We start from the raw sequence: 18,649 nt of genomic DNA on the forward strand, positions 1-18,649 counted from the left end.
ACCGGCCCGAGTTCATCGAACAACCCTAGCAGCCCAGGGGCGAAACGGCACCTGGCAGTGTGAAATCGCAGCCCGATTGCGGTAATCCACCGCAAAGTCCTCCAGGCTGGCAAAATCCACTTTTTTCGGCTCATCGAGCCAGGAGCCATCACCATGCAAATGACCACCACCCTGCTGATCGCCAATCCGTGCGACGACGAAGAAGACAACATGGCCATGCTCTGCTGCCACAGCGCCCAGGGTGAAATGTTCCTGATGACCCGCTACCCCGACGAAGACGAACTGGAGATTGCCCTGGATGGCGAGCCTTCGACGCTGGACGGCGTGAAAGTCACGCTGAGCCCTACCCGCTTGCTGATTGAGATTGCGGCGGCGGATGCCGATGCGTTGAACGGCGACGACATGCTGGAGATCATCCACGACACCGATGCGGCGGACCTGGCGGAAGTGGAACTGACGTTGCAGAACATCCTCAAGGGGACGGGTACCTATATAAGCCAGCTCTGATTCCTGTCGGCGTTGATCGTTCCCACGCTCTGCGTGGGAATGCATCCCGTGACGCTCTGCGTCACCTTCCAGAAGCGGAACGCGGAGCGTCCCTGGCGGCATTCCCACGCGGAGCGTGAGGAACGATCAAAGCTCCCTCGCCACAGGATCCGTGCACCGGCTGTTAGTCGTCTTTTTGTACCAGATTGCCGTCAGCGTCATAGGCCAGGTACGCGTCACTATCCTTCGGGTCCCTCACGTAATAACGGGCCTCATTGCCATTATCCGGCACTTCCAGGCTGACATAGGACCCCAGTTCCTTGATCAGTTTGTTGTTTTGACTAATCAGGACCAGCCCGGAACCACCACCGGCCCGAATGGCCGCTGCATACCGAGTCTGGAACGCGTTGAGCTGGTTGTACTCCAGCGGGACTCGTAAGGTGCCCGTCAGGTCGATGGCGCCATAGCTGCCGGCGCGTGCGACCACCGCCATGCCGTTGGAAAACGGTTCCACCTCGTCATACGGTAACTTGATGGGCAGCCGCGCACCCTGGCGATTGATAAAAGCAAACTTCCTGCTTTTAGCGTCCTGCACCAACAGCGGTTGCTGCCCGACAAAACGGCCTATCGCGTTGTCACCCTGCAGGTTGATCCGTTTACCGTCCAAGTCGAAAACGTCCTGACGACTCCGGTCGGCAGAGCTGGCGTAGAGCAAACCCTCGCTGTGCTCGATGCCTGAGAACTGCGCCGGCAGGATTTCCTTGCCGCCCAGGGTATAGGCGCCGTAGAGGCCTTCCATGACATCGGTTCGTTTGCCGAGACGGGCGATGAATACGTTGCCAGTCACGGTGGGGTTGACGAATTTCATCGGCAATACGAAACGATGCCCCTTGGCATCGTAGAGCCCATAAGGTCCGTTGGTTTCCCGCTCCACCAACAGCAGGCCATTGCTCAACGTTTCGGTGATGTATTCGAACGGCAGGTCCACGAGCTTGTTGCTGCCAGCAGGAAAATAGGCGAGCTGGCTGCGCAATGCCTGCCAGTCCGAGTCCGGGTCGCTGGACTTTTCCGGGGAAAACAACGTGTAGGTATCGGCCATCTGGCTATCTTGCACCTGCACCCAACGGGGCTTGATCAACCACTGGCCGGCCTGGTCGATGAAGCCGTAGCGCTCGGCGTTCCGGTCCAGAGCGATGTAACGCGCCTGCTCCGCCAGGACGTTGTCGACCTGGGTGAACTCAACGCTGTTGTCTTCCATCGGATCGAGCACATGAATGACAATGCGTTGCGGGGTGGCCTCGAATTGATAGTCGACCTCGGTGTTTTTCAACGGCCCCACCTGAGCGGCCAGCGCCTGGGTCAGGCGTTCCAACTGCTGCTGTACAGCCTGGCCGGTCTTGAGCTGCTTGAGATCGTCCTTGGTCTGCAGCAGCGCCTTGTAATAATCATGCAACGCCGCGATATCGCCTTCGGAGGGGAACGCGCGGGAGTTGTTGCCATTGCTGTAGAGCGCCTTGCCCGCGTCGTCCAGCCCCTGCACCACGAAGGTCGACAGTTTCGGCGTACTCAGGCGCACAGAGGCGCTGGCGTCACCCAGGGCGGTGAGCTGGAAGGACTGGCCATCGTCCAGGGTCACCTTCGGGTGATCCTTGTCCAGGACCACTTTCCTGAACGCCGGATAACTGCGGTAAGCGACCGTCAGGCCGAGACTCGCCAGCGGTTTGTTCACCGCAAGTGCAAAGGCGTCATGGGACGCGATCATGTCGTCGGACTCGACCTTGGGCGGCGCCTTGAGATCGGCGAAGGTTTTTTCGCTGCCATCGCGAAACCGCAGGCGCTGCGGCATGTACTGCTCGGCCGCCGGCTCATCCGGCGTCGCGGCGCGCTTCCAGAGCGGATCAAGATTGCTGGTGTCGAGCCTCACTTCGGAACCGTCGGCGAATAGCCTCTGGGCAAAACGCAGGCCCTGGATCGAGGCCAGTTCAGCTTTCAGTTGCGCACTGGTGAGTGGGACAAACAGCGGTTCGTACTGCAACGGCCGCTCGTCGGCAGGCTCGGTCGTCTCAATGCTCAGGCTCAATTGCGCGTCACTGACCAACTCCAGGGAGCGGAGGGTTTCACCGGTGTCCTGAATCAAATAGTTGAGGCGTTTCTCCACCTCGGGCAGTGCCAGCATGCCGATGTCTTCCATGCCCCCTTCGTTCAGTTGCTCGGCGGCGAAACCTTCATCCACCGGCGCGCCGCTGTGGCGAAACACGGTGTAGAACGCACCGCCCACCACCAACAAGGTCACGCTCAGTATCGACAGCAATTTCACGCGAGGCTGGGAGAAGTTCATGGAGGCTTCGGTCGTCAAAGGGGTTGGGGAAGGCAGGCAGCTAACCACACGGCCTTACGCGCTGCAAATCGCCCTGGAGGGCCTGTTCTGTTACTTCGGCCTGCCGACCTGCCTGGATCGTCGCCCATGTCCGGCTGAAGTGAACCACCGTCGGTCGTGCCTCCGACACGTCGCCCTTGACGGAGGGATGGATTCTGATGTTTCCTGAAACCGGTTTCAGAACCGCTAATAAATCCAATAAGCAGGTTTCAGTCCGTGAATTCTTTCTCCGCCGCCCAACGCAGCCGCGTGACCATGCTCGACGTCGCCGAACGCGCCGGGGTCTCCAAGGCCAGTGTCTCGCGTTTCATCGGCGAGGACCGCGCCCTGCTCTCCGAGGCCATTGCCAAGCGTATCGAGCAAGCCATCAGCGAGCTGGGCTATCGGCCGAACCAGATGGCCCGCGGCCTCAAGCGCGGGCGCACACGCCTGATCGGCATGCTGGTGGCCGATATCCGCAACCCCTATTCGATTGCCGTGATGCATGGCGTGGAAACCGCCTGTCGTCGCCATGGCTACAGCCTGGTGGTGTGCAACACCGACCGTGATGACGAGCAGGAGCGCCAGCACCTGGCGCTGTTGCGCGCCTACAACATCGAAGGGTTGATCGTGAACACCCTGGGTCACCACCGTGACGAACTGTTTGAACTGCGCAGCGAAATGCCCCTGGTGCTAGTGGATCGCAAGGTCGATCAACTCGACAGCGACCTGGTCGGGCTGGACAACCCAAAGGCCGTCGAGATGGCCCTCGATCACCTCGAACAACGGGGCTACCGCGATCTGTTGCTGGTGACTGAACCGTTCGACGGCACCAGTTCACGAATCGAACGGGTCGAGAGTTTCAAGGCTGGCCTCATGCGACGCCCTGCCCTGACCGGAGCCGTGGTGGAAACCTGCGACCAATTGAGCGCGCGCATCAAGGCTTTCCTGGCCCAACCGGGGCAAGGCCCCAAGGCGCTGTTCTGTGCCAATGGCATTGCCGCGCTGGCCGCCACGACGGTGTTGCGCGAGCTCGGTTGCCACTTGTTCGACGACGTAGGCCTGATTGCCCTCGACGATCTGGATTGGTACCCCTTGGTGGGCAGCGGCATCACGGCCCTGGCCCAACCGACAGCGGAGATCGGCGCCAGTGCGTTCGACTGTCTGCTCAAGCGTTTGCGTGGGGACAAAGGGCCAGTGCGGACCCTCGATTTTGCAGCGCGGTTGATCGAGCGTGGGTCGACGCTTGGGGTTTCTGGATGATCGGGCCGGCCTTATCGCGAGCAAGCTCGCTCCCACAGGGATTTCCAGCGCGACGCAGATCCCGTGTGGGAGCGAGCTTGCTCGCGATGAGGTCCTGAAGCACACCACCTTTTTTTGCACAAAACTGAAACCGGTTTCAGAGGTATAAAAACAATGAACAACCCACCCGTCTCCATCAGCCTTTCCAGCTACGGCGCCGAGCTGGTACGGCAACAAGGCCAAGGCAGCTTCATCGATCTGCTGGCAGCCGCCGGCGCCTCGCGCATCGAATGGCGCGAAGAATTGCTCACCACCGAACAGCCCGCCAAGCTGGCCGCTCGCGCTCGCGCCCTGGGGCTGCAAAGTGTTTTCTCGTCGCCACTGGAGCTGTGGCTCGCCGGTCAGCCCAGGCCCAACCCGGCCCTGGCGCTGGCCCTGCAACGGTCCGAGGCGTTCGGCTCGGCATGGCTGAAAGTCTCCCTCGGGCACTTCACCGACTCCCATGATCTGTCGGCACTGGCCGATGTGCTAGGCGCAAGCCCGGTGCAGTTGCTGGTGGAAAACGACCAGACCTTGCAAGGCGGACGGATCGAACCGTTGCAACGTTTCTTCACCGCAGCACAAGCGCACGCGTTGCCCGTCGGCATGACCTTCGACATCGGCAATTGGCAATGGCAGGACCAATCGGCCGCCGTCGCCGCCCAACAGCTCGGGCGGTATGTGGCTTATGTGCATTGCAAGGCAGTGGCCCAGCGCGCCGACGGCAAACTGGTCGCCGTACCTCCGGCCATGGCTGACCTGCACCTGTGGGAGCAACTGCTCAAGTACATGCCCGTCGGTGTAATGCGCGCCGCCGAATACCCATTGCAGGGCGATGACTTGCTGCAGTTGACCGCTGGACATGTCGCCACGCTGTCCCGTCTCGGACAATCGCGCCGGGAGCCTCCCATGCCTGAGTTCGATGTGTTGTCGTTCGGCGAAACCATGGCAATGCTGGTGGCTGACCAGCGCGGTGACCTGGCCAGCGCCGACCAGTTCCACAAGCGCATCGCCGGGGCCGACAGCAACGTGGCCATCGGCCTGTCACGGCTGGGCTTCAAGGTGGCCTGGCTGAGCCGGGTCGGGGCCGATTCCCTGGGACGTTTCGTGGTGCAGACGCTGGAAAACGAAGGCCTGGATTGTCGCCACATGGCGGTCGATCCAACGCACCCCACCGGCTTTCAGTTCAAGTCCCGCACCGACGATGGCAGCGACCCGCAGGTCGAGTATTTCCGTCGTAGCTCGGCGGCCAGTCATCTATCGATCGATTCCATCGCGCCATCGCTGCTTGAAGCCCGTCACTTGCACGCCACCGGCATCGTCCCGGCGTTGTCGGTCACGGCCCGCGAGATGTCCTTTGAATTGATGACCCGTATGCGTGAGGCCGGCCGCAGCCTGTCGTTCGACCCCAACCTGAGGCCAAGCCTGTGGACCAGCGAGTCGATGATGATTACTGAAATCAATCGCCTCGCCGCCCTTGCCCACTGGGTCTTGCCAGGGCTCGGCGAAGGTCGGCTGCTGACCGGTTTCGACGACCCGGCCGACATCGCCGCGTTCTATCTGGATCAAGGCGCCGAAATCGTCGTGATCAAGCTCGGCGCGGACGGTGCCTATTACCGCACGCATCTGGACCAGGGCGTTATCGCCGGCGTGCCGGTAGCCCGGGTGGTGGACACCGTGGGCGCCGGCGATGGCTTCGCCGTCGGCCTGATCAGTGCGTTGCTCGAAGGCCGCGCCATCACCGAGGCCGTACAGCGCGCCAACTGGATCGGCAGCCGCGCAGTGCAGAGCCGTGGGGACATGGAAGGGTTGCCGACCCGCCTTGAGTTATTGGCTGAATTTAATGACGCCAATCGCGAGCAGGCTCGCTCCCACAGGTACAACGCAATCCCATGTGGGAGCGAGCCTGCTCGCGATTGAAACCACCGAAAAACACACCTGCTGCAACAAAAACAACAAGCTCAGGAGTCAACGACATGCAAACGCTCAACCTCGCCACCCGCCGCTGGTGGTACATCATGCCCATCGTGTTCATCACCTACAGCCTGGCCTACCTGGACCGGGCCAACTACGGATTTGCCGCCGCCTCGGGCATGGCCGAAGACCTGATGATCACTCCGGGACTGTCGTCATTGCTCGGTGCACTGTTTTTCCTCGGTTACTTTTTCTTCCAGGTACCGGGGGCGATCTACGCGCAAAAGCACAGCGTGAAGAAGCTGATCTTCGTCAGCCTGATCCTCTGGGGCTCGCTGGCCACCCTGACGGGCGTGGTCTCCAACGCCTACTGGTTGATCGTGATCCGCTTCATGCTCGGGGTGGTCGAGGCCGCCGTGATGCCGGCGATGCTGGTGTACCTGTGCCACTGGTTCACCCGGGCCGAACGCTCGCGCGCCAATACCTTCCTGATCCTTGGCAACCCGGTGACCATGCTCTGGATGTCGGTGGTGTCGGGTTACCTGGTGCAGCAGTTCGACTGGCGCTGGATGTTCATCATCGAAGGCCTGCCGGCGGTGCTCTGGGCCTTTATCTGGTGGCGCCTGGCCGATGATCGCCCGGCCCAGGCCAAATGGCTCAGCGACCAGGAAAAACACGATCTGGAAAGCGCCTTGGCGGCCGAACAGGTCGGCATCAAGGCAGTGAAGAACTACGCTGAGGCCTTCCGCTCGCCCAAGGTGATCATCCTGGCGCTGCAGTTTTTCTGCTGGAGCATCGGGGTCTACGGGTTTGTGCTGTGGTTGCCGTCGATCCTCAAGGCCGGCCTGCAGATGAACATGGTCGAGGCCGGGTGGTTATCGTCATTGCCTTACCTGGCGGCGGTGATCGGCATGCTGGTGGTGTCCTGGGCATCGGACAAGGCGCAGAAGCGCAAGCGTTTTGTCTGGCCGCCCCTGCTGATCGCCTCCGTCGCGTTCTACGCCTCCTACCTGCTGGGGGCCGAGCATTTCTGGTGGTCCTATGGCTTGCTGGTGGTCGCCGGCGCTTGCATGTACGCGCCGTACGGTCCGTTCTTTGCCATCGTTCCGGAAATCCTCCCGGCCAATGTCGCCGGCGGCGCCATGGCGTTGATCAACAGCATGGGCGCGCTGGGTTCGTTCGGCGGCTCGTACCTGGTGGGCTACCTCAACGGCACCACCGGCTCTCCCGGCATGTCCTTCCTGCTGATGAGCGGCGCGTTGCTGCTGTCGGTGGTACTGACCCTCGCCCTCAAGCCCGGCGCCAGCGACCGGGAAGTCTCCAATACCGCGACGCCACACCCGGCGCCCGCCCGTTCCTGAATCGAGACCCATCCCATGAAAAAACACGTGGTGTTGTACAAAGCGCTGTCCCCTCAATTGATGGCCCGTCTGCAAGACCAGGCCCACGTCACGCTCATCGAGCACCTCGACGCCCAGGGCCTGGCGCAACTGCGCGATGCCCTCCCCGCCGCCCATGGCCTGCTGGGCGCCAGCCTCAAGCTGGATGCGGCGCTGCTGGACCTGGCGCCGAACCTGCAAGCCATCGCCAGCGTCTCGGTGGGGGTCGACAACTACGACATCGATTACCTGACCGAACGCCGGATCCTGCTCAGCAATACCCCCGACGTGCTGACCGAAACCACCGCCGACACTGGGTTCGCCTTGATCCTCGCGACCGCCCGCCGCGTGGTGGAGCTGGCCAACCTGGTTCGCGCAGGCGAGTGGCAACAGAGCATCGGCCCGCGGCATTTCGGCACCGACGTCCATGGCAAGACCCTGGGCATCATCGGCATGGGCCGCATTGGCGAAGCCTTGGCCCAGCGCGGGCACTTCGGCTTCGGCATGCCGGTGCTCTACCACAGCCAATCGCCCAAGCCCGCGGTCGAGCAGCGGTTCGGCGCGCGCTATTGCAGCCTCGACACACTGTTGCAGCAGGCGGACTTCATTTGCCTGACCCTGCCTTTGACCGCTGAGACCCAAGGACTGATCGATGCACAAGCGTTCGCGCAGATGCGTCCCGAGAGCATCTTCATCAATATCTCCCGGGGAAAAGTGGTGGATGAAGCCGCGCTGATCGACGCCCTGCGCAACAAGCAGATCCGAGGCGCGGGGCTGGATGTGTTCGAGCGCGAACCCTTGAGTGCGGATTCGCCGCTATTGCAGATGGACAACGTGGTCGCGACGCCGCACATGGGCTCGGCCACCTGCGAGACACGGGAGGCGATGGCACGTTGTGCGGTGGACAATTTGCTGATTGCATTGGCGGGGGAGCGGCCGGTGAATCTGGTGAATGCGGGGGCGTGGGTAGGCTGAGCAATCATCCGAGCACAGCAGCGCTTCTGTGGCGAGGGAGCTTGCTCCCCTCGCCACAATGGGTTAGCCGAAAAAATACGGCCTACTTTCAGGGTGTGTGGACCGCCTTAAGTTAACCACCTACCAATCCTGCCCTAACAAATGTGCATAAAAATCTGCGGCAGACTTTCCTTCAGATACGTCTTACCGATTGTCAGGACCCCCCCTACGTCAACGTCGGATGTTGCGCTCTAGCTCATCCAGAACTCTACTGCTATTCATATAACCTAATACGCGCGCCCCTTCGGCACCGCCAACATGCCAGTCAATACCTAAAACGCAACTTCACACGGACGATCGCATGCTATCTATACAAACACTTATCAGAACCGCATGCGAAAAATATACGTCGCTTCTAATATTAACCGTCGCGACAATCATCGCACTCAAGCTCATCACACTTGCCCCTCCACTGTTACTCGGAACCATCATCGACACCCTGCAAGGCGACAGAAACCCAGCATCCAGCACCCTGCTCGCACTGACGACAGGCCTGATTGTCGCGGGATGCATTCATGCCATCATCACTCCTCTGCAGCTCCATGCGCTGTCCAAGCTGGTACAGAGCATTATCATGAACGCTTCCATTGAGTGGATCACCGAACTCATAGGCAAAGAGTTTTCGTTATTCAACTCTTGGAGAATCGGCCATTTCATCAAATCGATCGAGCGCGGCATTACTGCGCACGAACAACTACTCACTTTCATTGTGACCATTGCGCTTCCCGTACTCTTGGAATTCATAGTTGTTGGGGCTGCTTTTATTTACATAGGTGGCGGTGAGATTTTTTTGAGCATGACGGCGTTCGGAATTATCTATCTGGCTGCCACCCATCAAATTATCAAATGGCGGAGAAAGCACATCGATGCAGTCAATGAACTGGAAGATGAGTTAAGTGCCCACCTCTACAACACCCTCAACGCGGGAAAAAACATAAAACTGGAAAGTGCCATACCCACTGCCCTGCACCCGTTGAACGCGGCGTTCGGACGTTATGCCGACGCTGCTGTGACTACGGCATCCTCTGGCGGCCTGCTGAGCGCCGCCAGGATACTGTTCGTAAGCCTTTCCACTGGGGGATTGCTCTATTGGGGCGTCCTGGACCAGCTTTCGAGTCAGCCCAGTATCAGTGTCGGGCAGTTGGTTGCCATTTTTTCAATCGCGGGGAGTTATCTGCTCAGTATTTCAACGTTGACTGAAGGGTATCGTGTTCTTGATCAGTTCCTTGCAGACCAGCGTCAATTTCAGGGCCTGCTATCCCTTCCGGATTTCGATCGCAGCAATCGGCTGGCGTGGGTTGATTTCCAGCGGTCCTCAGTTCTGGAACTCGGCCCCTGCGAAGTCGCAGGAACGGGACCGCTTCGCCTGTCGATCAAGCGCCCCCTGGCATTTGCTCAAGGGCAGTCAGTGGCCGTTACGGGGCCTAGCGGCGCAGGCAAAACCACTTTTCTGGAAGTCCTCGCCGGGCTTGATGCATCAAAGCGAGACCAACTGAGTATCGACTCGGTACCGGTCTCACTTTTGTCCGGTCAAGCTCACTTGGACGCCTTGAGATACTGCCCGCAACAACCGCGGTTTCTGGAAGGCTCTTTTGAACAATCGGTTCTGTTCGGAGGCAGCGCATCGCCGATTTTGTCTAGAGCGATACGGCAATTGGAACTGGATGAGATCGTGACAACACGACAGGTCAGCGAAAATGCATCGAATATCTCCGGAGGCGAAGCCAAACGCCTATCACTGCTGCGTCTGATCAACAAGCCCGGAAAATTCAATATGTTCGACGAGCCAAGCGCATCCATCGAACCTAGGCTGACCACGCCTCTTTGGGACCTGTTATTCGACGTTTTTGCCGGGCAGGGGTTGATATGTGTCACCCATGACGTTGACCACCTGCATCGGTTTGACCGGGTTATTGTGATGCATGGCGGGGCAATCGTGGAGGATGGCCCGTGGCGGGATCTGATCGACAGGCCAGCCATCAGGCTGCTGGTGGATGAGATTCGGATGCAGAACTAGCGAAACATGGTGCTGGATCTGCTGCCGTCATCGTCGGATCGCCGCCGGAGCAGGCTCGCTCCCAAGGTTTTGCGGTTTGTCCAGGATTTAAGGAGTGCCACAAGTCCCTTGTGGCGAGGGAGTCCCCGCCGCGTCTTCGACGCTGCGCTGTCGCGCAGGGAACTAGAGCGACTTCCACGAGATATCTGTTTTTGATCGTTCCCACGCTCTGCGTGGGAATGCATCCCGTGACGCTCTGCGTCACCTTCCAGAAGCGGAACGCGGAGCGTCCGCAATTTGTTCCATGAGAGCTTGCTCCCTCTGGGTTGCGCCCGTAGGAGCTGACGAGTGCAACGAGGCTGCGATCTTTCCACTGACAATTGAGTCGAGAGCGAAAGATTAAGATCAAAAGATCGCAGGCTTCGCCAGCTCCTACAGAGCCCAGCGGGAGCAAGCTCCCTCGCCACGGGGTTATGTCGGCTGACGGTTTTCGATGTTGTCCAGTGCACGGTTCGCCAGCAGGCTGCCCAGTTCGATCAGTTGCTGAATGCCCAGGAGGAAATGCCGGCGTGAACCGTCCAGGTCGAAAGCCAGGTCATTGGCCATGGCATTGGCCGAAGCCAGGGTTTCGCTGAGGTAGGCAAGCAAGCTTTCGGTGTCGATGTCTTTGTTGACGGTGAAGAGTTGGCCGGGGGCAGGTTCTGCTTCGGGTTTGTCCGGTTTGGGGTTTAGGTAATGGTCGAGGACTCGGTCGGTGACTTCGTCGTGTTTTTGGGATTTGGTTTTTGGGCGCGGTGAGGACGAATCGGTGTTCGGTGGGTTGGGGGTTACTTTGAACATAGATGAAACTCCAGATTAGAAAATTGGAGCCATCTCTCTCGCTACCAAACGAAGGGAGGTAGCCATACGAAGGTTGGTAGACCGGTTACCTGGCAACCCGGCGCGTCCAAGGACGCCCTGCGCATGACCACCATAAAACAGAGGACGAAAAGCCCCCTATATCAGGCTGCACCTGCGCCAGAAAACCGGGCTACCAAACCCGATCGCTGATTCATCAGCGACCCGGAAACGATAGAACCTGCCTCCCAAGCGCACAAGCCGGCGGATTCTGGCGCAGTTGTAGGCAATGGCGCAAGACCACGTAGCCTGTTCCAGAGCACTCCTACGTCCGGATAAACACCCCCCATTTTGTGCGTGCTTTGCAACTCAAGCGGGAGCAAGCTCACCCCCACATTGTTTCCAAGCCGATCACAATTCACACGGCCGATCAAAATCCCGTTAGTCGCCACCCCCCACCATGCATTAAAGTAACGCCCCCAGCCCCGGCGTTATCCGAACGCCTGGGGCCACCCTTTCCAGGAACAGTCACCGATGGAACATCGTGAAGCGCTGCTGGCGCTGCGAACCTTTCTTTCAACGCAGATTCTCGGCCAGGAAAAACTCATCGAGCGCCTGCTCATCGCCCTGCTTGCCGACGGCCACATGCTGGTGGAAGGCGCGCCGGGGCTGGCCAAGACCAAGGCCATCAAGGAACTGGCCGAAGGCGTCGAAGCGCAATTCCATCGCATTCAGTTCACCCCCGACCTGCTGCCCGCCGACATCACCGGTACGGAAATCTACCGTCCGGAAACCGGTAGTTTCGTGTTCCAGCAAGGGCCGATTTTCCATAACCTGGTGCTGGCGGACGAAATCAACCGCGCCCCGGCCAAGGTCCAGTCGGCCTTGCTCGAAGCCATGGCCGAGCGCCAGGTCAGCGTTGGGCGCAGCACCTATGAACTGTCGCCGCTGTTCCTGGTGATGGCCACGCAGAACCCGATCGAGCAGGAAGGCACCTACCCGCTGCCCGAAGCCCAGCTCGATCGGTTCCTGATGCACGTCAAGATCGGCTTTCCCGATGCCGCGGTGGAGCGCCGAATCCTGCAGCAGGCCCGGGGTGAAGCGCTGAACGGCGAGACCAAGCCCGAACGCCGCGTGAGCCAGCAGGCGATTTTCTCCGCGCGCAAGGAAATCCTCGGGTTGTACATGGCCGACGCCGTGGAGGAATACCTGGTGCAACTGATCATGGCCACCCGTAACCCGGCCAAGTTCGATCCGGAAATGGCCGAATGGATCGCCTACGGCGCCAGCCCGCGGGGCTCCATCGCCCTGGACCGCTGCGCCCGTGCCCACGCCTGGCTGGCCGGACGCGACTTTGTCAGCCCGGAAGATATCCAGGCCGTGCTGTTCGACGTGCTGCGCCATCGCATCATCCTGTCGTTCGAAGCCGAGGCCGCCGGCATCGACCAGGACCGGGTCGTGCAGCGGATTCTCGACGTCGTCGCTGTCGCTTGAGCATGAGTCATGAATAACCCACTGGCGCCCGCACCGGGCATCCGCGTCAGCCTTTCGGAGCTGATCGAGATGCGCCATCGTGTGCGCGAGGTGCAGTTGTTCTCGACACCGGGACAGCGCAGTCCGCTGATCGGCCTGCACCACTCCAAGCTGCGCGGACGCGGTGTGGATTTCGACCAGGTGCGGGTCTACCAGGCCGGCGACGACGTACGCACCATTGACTGGCGCGTCACCGCCCGGACCCAGGAGCCCCACACCAAACTGTTCCACGAAGAACGCGAGCGGCCGATCTTCATCATGATCGAGCAAAGCCACCGGCTGTTCTTCGGCTCTGGGCTGATGTTCAAGTCGGTGCTTGCCGCCCAGGCCGCCAGCCTGATCGGTTGGGCCGCGCTGGGACACAACGATCGGGTCGGCGGCCTGGTGTTCGGCAATAACACCCATTACGAGGTCAAGCCGCGGCGCAGCAAACAGAGCCTGTTGCAATTGCTCAACCGGCTGGTGCGGGTCAATCAGTCACTGCACACCGAAGGCGAGCCGGATCGCGACTCGTTCGGCATCGCCCTGCGCCGGGCCCGGGAAGTGCTACGGCCCGGTAGCCTGGCGATTGTGATTTGCGACGAGCGTGCGTTGTCCGACAGCGCCGAACAGCAGTTGAGCCTGCTGTCGCGCCATTGCGACCTGTTGCTGCTGCCGCTGTCGGACCCGCTGGATCACGCCCTGCCCGCCGCCGGCCTGCTGCGCTTCGCCCAACACTCTTCACAGTTGGAGCTCGACACCCTGAACTTCGAACTGCGCCAGGCCTATCGCGCCCAGGCCGAGGCGCGCCAGGAGCGCTGGGAAATACTGGCGCAGAAGCTGCGAATCCTGATGATGCCCCTCAGCACCCAGGGCGACATGGTCGAGCAATTGCGTGAATACCTGAACCCCAAGCGGGCCGGGAAAAGTCGATGAGCAACCTGGATCAATTGCAGCCGCTGATGGCGCCGCCCCCTATCGGTTTCTGGCCTCCCGCGCCGGGCTGGTGGTTGCTGCTGGTGTTGATCCCCTTGCTGGGCCTGGGCCTGTGGCAGTTGCGCCGGTTCATTCCCGCCAAGCGCACCGACGCCCGTACCGAACAACCCCTGGACCCGGTGCGACTGGCGGCGCTGGCCGAACTCGCCCTGCTGCCCAAACCCTACGATGGGGCGCCGGCCGGGGCTTGGCTGCAGCAGCTCAACGGGCTGCTCAAGCGCCTGTGTCGCAACCATTACCCCTACAGCCAGAGCCACACCCTCAACGGGCGCAAATGGTTGGCTTTCCTGGATAACCGCTGCCCTGCAGCCGGCCTGACCCGCTGGATGGTGCTGGTGGAAGGCGCCTACAAACCCGAATGCAAGCTCGATGACAAAGCCATCGCCGGCCTGACCCAGGCGGTCGAAATCTGGATTCGCAAACATGTTTGAGTTCGCCTGGCCGTGGGTATTCGCCCTGTTGCCGCTGCCTTGGCTGATGCGCCTGGTGCTGCCGGCGGCCGACAGCGGCGAGCCCGCGCTCAAGGTCAGTTTCCTTGGCGACCTGGAAGGCCTGGTGGGTCGGCGAGCCCGGGCCAATCTGCCGACCTGGCGGCAACAGGCGCCCTTCATCCTGCTCTGGCTGCTGTTGCTGATCGCCGCTGCCCGACCGCAGTGGTTGGGCGAGCCATTGCCCATTGCCGCCAGCGGTCGCGACCTGCTGGTGGCGGTGGATGTCTCGGGTTCCATGGACTTTCCCGACATGCAATGGAAAGACGAAGAGGTCAGTCGCCTTGCGCTGGTCCAGCACATGCTCGGGGACTTTCTCGAAGGCCGCGAAGGTGACCGGGTCGGCCTGATCCTGTTCGGCAGCCAAGCCTATCTGCAGGCACCGCTGACCTTCGACCGCCGTACCGTGCGCCATTGGCTCGATGAGGCGCGTATCGGTATCGCCGGCAAGAATACGGCCATCGGCGACGCCATCGGCCTGGCCCTCAAACGCCTGCGCCAGCGGCCGGCCCACAGCCGCGTGTTGATCCTGGTCACCGACGGCGCCAACAACGGCGGCGAAATCGACCCCCTGACCGCCGCGCGACTGGCCGCCGACGAAGGCGTGAAAATCTACCCGATCGGCATCGGTGCCGACCCGGAACAAAGCGGCACCACGGGTTTGCTCGGCGTCAACCCGAGCCTGGACCTGGACGAACCGACACTCAAGGAAATCGCCCAAGCCACCGGCGGCCAGTATTTTCGTGCCCAGGATGGCGCGCAATTACTGGCGATCAAGACCACCCTCGACCAGCTTGAGCCGGTGACCCAGCAACCGACCCAGGCTCGTCCTGCCCTGGCGCTGTATCACTGGCCCCTGGCCGTTGCGCTGCTGTTGAGCATGTTGCTGGTGGCTCGGGCGCGCTGGCCGGACAATCCGTTGCAGCGCCTGTTCAACCAGCCGCTGTTCCAGCCGGCCCAACACACCGAGTGGCGCCAACGACTCAAGCGCCTGCGCTTGCGGAGGCGTCGATGATCGCCCTCTGGCCACATTGGCTACGCCCCTGGTTCGTGTTGCTGCTGCCTCTGCTGGGCTGGTTGCTCTGGCAACTGTGGCACCGGCAGAAACGCGTGGGCCGCTGGCAGATGATCCTGCCTCCCGCCTTTCATGCTGTGCTGCTCAGTGGCGGCAGTGGCCGTGAAAGTCGGCTACCATGGATTGCCCTGGGCCTGGGTTGGCTGTTGATCGTGCTGGCGTTGCTGGGACCGAGCTGGGCGCGGGTCGAACAGACCAGCCAGAAACCTGCCGACCCGCTGGTGGTGCTGCTGGAACTCACCCCGGAAATGCTCGCCACCGACGTCCCGCCCACGCGCCTGGAACAGGCCCGGCGCAAAGTACTGGACCTGTTGCAGAACCGCAGCGACGCCCAGACCGCAATCATCGTCTATGCCGGCAGCGCCCATACGCTGGTGCCGCTGTCCGACGACCTGTCCACCAGCGCCAACCTGCTCGAAGCCCTCGCGCCGTCGATCATGCCGCAGAGCGGCCATCGTGCCGACCTGGCGGTCCGCAAGGCACTGACCCTGCTGGACCAGGGCGAACTGGGCCATGGCCGGATCCTGCTGATCGGTTCGTCGCTGAACGAGCAGGAACGCCAAGGCATTCGCCAGGCCCTGGACGGTTCCGCCACGCAATGGCTGATGCTCGGCATCGGAACCCGCGAAGGCGCACCGGTGGCCCAGGAAGACGGCAGTTACCTCAAGGATGCGCAGGGTTCGATTCTGCTGCCACGCTTGGACAGCCCAGGCCTCAAGGCCTTTGCCAACGATCTGGACGGCCGCTACCGGCCAGCGCGCCTGGACGACAGCGACCTGCGCGGCCTGGGCCTGTTGGACGGGCCTCGCCACCTGCGCAGCGACGGACAAACGCTGCGCCTGGACACCTGGGCCGACCAGGGCTATTGGCTGCTCCTGCCCCTGTTGCTGCTGGCCGCCTGTGCCGGACGACGAGGCTGGCTATTCTGCCTGCCACTGTTGTTCATGTTGCCGCAAACTGGCCACGCCTTCGAATTCCAGGACCTGTGGCTGCGGGCCGACCAGCAGGGCCAGCACTTGCTCAAGCAAAAGCGTCCCGCCGAAGCCGCCGCCCACTTCGAGGACAGCCAGTGGCAAGGCGTCGCCCTGTACGAAGCCGGCCAATACAGCGAAGCCGCCCGACGCTTCGCCGAAGGCAATGACGCCCGCGCGCACTACAATCGTGGCAACGCCCTGGCCAGGAGCGGCGAACTGGAAGCCGCGCTGGATGCCTATGAGCAGGCCCTGGAGTTGCAACCCGACCTGCGCCCCGCCCAGACCAACAAGGCCCTGGTGGAAAGCTTGTTGGAAGAGCCGGCGCCCGTACCGGAAGAACCCAAGCCTGCCGAAAGCGAGGAACCGGCCCCCGCCGAGCAATCGCCGGATGCCGACTCACCCACCCAGTCTTCCGAACCGGGACAGCCCTCCCACGAGCCAAGCACGACATCGGACCAGTCCCAGCCCCCGCGGACTGCACAACCGCCTGCCGCCCAGGATGTACCGGGCAGCGAACTGCCCGATGAGCAGACCACTACCCCGCCACTGCGCCCCGCAGCAGGTCAGCGCAATGAAGAAGAACAGCGCCAGGCACTGGAACAATGGCTGCGCCAGATCCCGGATAATCCAGGGGAGCTGCTCAGGCGTAAATTCTGGTATGAACAGCAAAGCCATCAGGCCCAGGAAAAAACCCAATGACCCGCTTCACCGCCTACCTCCTCGTGTTGCTGCTCTGGGCCTCTGGAACCCAGGCTGCACAGCTGACGGCCAGTGTGGACCGCAGCCGCCTGAACTCCGGGGAAACGGTGGAGCTGACCCTGGAATCCAACGACGCCACGTTGTTCGGCAAACCGGACCTGGGCCCGCTCCAGGCCTTGTTCGATGTGCGCGGTACCCGTCAGGTCAACCAGTTGACGACCCTCGACGGTGAGAACCGCGCCACCACCCGCTGGATCGTGACCCTGCTGCCGCGCCAAAGCGGCACCGTGATCATTCCGCCGTTGCAACTGGGCGAAGTGACCAGCCAGCCGATCACCCTGCAAGTGATCGAAAGCGAAACCCGCAACGCCTCGCAGCCCCTGGCAGCGGTGTTCATCGAGGCCAGCCTCGACCAGACCGAAGTGTATGTTCAGGCCCAGGCGATCTTGACCCTGCGCATCTACCATTCGGTGTCGCTGTACGACGACAGCAGCCTCACGCCGCTGCACATCCCCGATGCCCGCACCGAGCAACTCGGCGAATCGCGCACCTATGAAAAAGTCATCAACGATGTCCGCCATGGCGTGATCGAACTGCGCTACGGCATCTACCCGCAACGCAGCGGCGAACTGACGATTCCGGCCCAGACATTCAGTGCCACCCTGGTCGAGCCGGTGGCCCAGGACGCCGTACCTTCGGGCCCCAAGCCCGGCCAGTTGATGCGGGTAAGCTCCGCGCAACTGTCGCTGCGCGTCAAGCCCAAGCCTGACAGTTATCCGGCCGACGTACCCTGGCTGCCCGCACGCAGCCTGTCCTTGAGTGAAAGCTGGAGCCCGGAACCGACCCACAGCCAGGTGGGCGATTCCCTGACCCGCAGCCTGACCCTGGAAGCCGAAGGCCTGGCCAGCGCCCAGTTGCCACCGCTGCCGGCCACGGAGATCAATGGCCTGCGGCGCTATCCGGACCAACCGGTACTCAGCAGCCGCAACAGCGAGCGCGGGCTGGTGGGCAGCCGCGAAGACCGCGAGGCCCTGGTGCCCAACCGCAGCGGGACCATCGAGCTGCCACCGGTGGAAGTGGTCTGGTGGAACACCCTGGAAGACCACCTGGACCGCACCAGCCTCCCGGCGCGGACCCTGCAAGTGGCAAACAATCCAAGCCTGATGGTGGACACGCCGGCCGGCACGACGCAGATCGTGACAACGGTCGACAGCGAGGCCCTGTGGTACTGGCAACTGAGCACCTTCCTCCTCGCCTGCACCACGCTGCTGGGCTTTGGCTTGTGGTGGCGCGCCCGCTGGCAACCGGCGATCCTGCGTGCGACCCAGACCGGACCGAGCCCACGCACCCTGCTGGATGATCTCAAACGTACCTGCCTGGCCAACGACCCCCACGCCACCCGCCAGGCTCTGGACGCCTGGGCCCGCCAACAGCCGGAAACCCTGGCCGACATGGCGGCGCGTTTCGTGCCGCTGTCCGACGCCCTGGACGGCCTCAACGGCGCGCTCTACAGCGAGACCGGCCAGCATTGGCAAGGCGAAGACTTGTGGCGGGCCATTCGTACCATCCCGCCCACCGAAGGGGGGCTGGGCTCGGCGGGTGATTCGGGGTTGCCGCCGCTTTACCCCAAATAACCCTAAAT

At 61.9% G+C, this 18,649-nt stretch carries 14 protein-coding genes; 12 read left to right on the forward strand and 2 right to left on the reverse strand.

What is annotated here, in order from left to right; translation table 11 throughout:
* The first annotated feature begins 153 nt into the window (after positions 1-153).
* Positions 154-507, forward strand: a complete 354-nt coding sequence (locus tag ASC85_RS27830) for a hypothetical protein (protein ID WP_057452199.1) — start codon at positions 154-156, stop codon at positions 505-507.
* Between the two features lie 163 nt (positions 508-670).
* Here ASC85_RS27830 and ASC85_RS27835 read toward each other — a convergent pair whose 3' ends face one another.
* Positions 671-2,824 (reverse strand): WG repeat-containing protein, encoded by a 2,154-nt coding sequence (locus tag ASC85_RS27835; protein WP_057452200.1) that lies wholly within the window; start codon positions 2,822-2,824, stop codon positions 671-673.
* Between the two features lie 255 nt (positions 2,825-3,079).
* On the opposite strand from ASC85_RS27835, the gene ASC85_RS27840 reads away from it, so the two are divergent.
* The 5 genes from ASC85_RS27840 to ASC85_RS27860 all read left to right on the forward strand — a co-directional run bounded on the left by ASC85_RS27840 (position 3,080) and on the right by ASC85_RS27860 (position 10,447).
* Complete coding sequence (locus ASC85_RS27840) at positions 3,080-4,105, forward strand: LacI family DNA-binding transcriptional regulator (RefSeq protein WP_057452201.1); 1,026 nt, start codon at positions 3,080-3,082, stop codon at positions 4,103-4,105.
* Between the two features lie 927 nt (positions 4,106-5,032).
* On the forward strand, positions 5,033-6,043 hold the full coding sequence (locus ASC85_RS27845) for a sugar kinase (protein WP_057452337.1): 1,011 nt from the start codon (positions 5,033-5,035) through the stop codon (positions 6,041-6,043).
* 56 nt (positions 6,044-6,099) lie between these two features.
* On the forward strand, positions 6,100-7,398 hold the full coding sequence (locus ASC85_RS27850; RefSeq protein WP_057452202.1) for an MFS transporter: 1,299 nt from the start codon (positions 6,100-6,102) through the stop codon (positions 7,396-7,398).
* Between the two features lie 15 nt (positions 7,399-7,413).
* Positions 7,414-8,391 (forward strand): 2-hydroxyacid dehydrogenase, encoded by a 978-nt coding sequence (locus tag ASC85_RS27855; RefSeq protein ID WP_057452203.1) that lies wholly within the window; start codon positions 7,414-7,416, stop codon positions 8,389-8,391.
* A 340-nt stretch (positions 8,392-8,731) separates the two neighbouring features.
* Positions 8,732-10,447 carry an ATP-binding cassette domain-containing protein gene (locus ASC85_RS27860; RefSeq protein ID WP_057452204.1) on the forward strand — a complete coding sequence of 572 codons (1,716 nt, stop codon included), beginning with the start codon at positions 8,732-8,734 and terminating at the stop codon, positions 10,445-10,447.
* A gap of 450 nt (positions 10,448-10,897) precedes the next feature.
* Here the strand turns inward: ASC85_RS27860 and ASC85_RS27865 are convergent, their stop codons facing one another.
* On the reverse strand, positions 10,898-11,266 hold the full coding sequence (locus tag ASC85_RS27865; protein WP_057452205.1) for a DUF6124 family protein: 369 nt from the start codon (positions 11,264-11,266) through the stop codon (positions 10,898-10,900).
* A 531-nt stretch (positions 11,267-11,797) separates the two neighbouring features.
* Between ASC85_RS27865 and ASC85_RS27870 the strand changes: the two genes are divergently transcribed.
* The 6 genes from ASC85_RS27870 to ASC85_RS27895 are packed head-to-tail and all read left to right on the forward strand — an operon-like array spanning position 11,798 to position 18,641.
* Entirely contained in the window at positions 11,798-12,757 is a 960-nt protein-coding gene (locus tag ASC85_RS27870) for an AAA family ATPase (protein WP_003202654.1), read from the forward strand.
* 9 nt (positions 12,758-12,766) lie between these two features.
* Positions 12,767-13,711: a DUF58 domain-containing protein gene (locus tag ASC85_RS27875; protein ID WP_057452206.1), complete on the forward strand. Its 945-nt coding sequence runs from the start codon at positions 12,767-12,769 to the stop codon at positions 13,709-13,711.
* Positions 13,708-14,202, forward strand: a complete 495-nt coding sequence (locus ASC85_RS27880; RefSeq protein ID WP_057452207.1) for a DUF4381 domain-containing protein — start codon at positions 13,708-13,710, stop codon at positions 14,200-14,202. Before ASC85_RS27875 ends, ASC85_RS27880 begins: the two co-directional genes overlap by 4 nt.
* Positions 14,195-15,274, forward strand: a complete 1,080-nt coding sequence (locus tag ASC85_RS27885; protein WP_057452208.1) for a vWA domain-containing protein — start codon at positions 14,195-14,197, stop codon at positions 15,272-15,274. Before ASC85_RS27880 ends, ASC85_RS27885 begins: the two co-directional genes overlap by 8 nt.
* Entirely contained in the window at positions 15,271-17,007 is a 1,737-nt protein-coding gene (locus ASC85_RS27890) for a VWA domain-containing protein (RefSeq protein WP_057452209.1), read from the forward strand. Before ASC85_RS27885 ends, ASC85_RS27890 begins: the two co-directional genes overlap by 4 nt.
* Positions 17,004-18,641, forward strand: coding sequence for a BatD family protein (locus ASC85_RS27895; protein ID WP_057452210.1), 1,638 nt, complete (start codon positions 17,004-17,006; stop codon positions 18,639-18,641). Before ASC85_RS27890 ends, ASC85_RS27895 begins: the two co-directional genes overlap by 4 nt.
* Positions 18,642-18,649: the final 8 nt, after the last annotated feature.

Origin of the sequence: Pseudomonas sp. Root401, assembly GCF_001425105.1 — a bacterium.
In the GTDB taxonomy this organism is placed as follows: domain Bacteria; phylum Pseudomonadota; class Gammaproteobacteria; order Pseudomonadales; family Pseudomonadaceae; genus Aquipseudomonas; species Aquipseudomonas brassicacearum.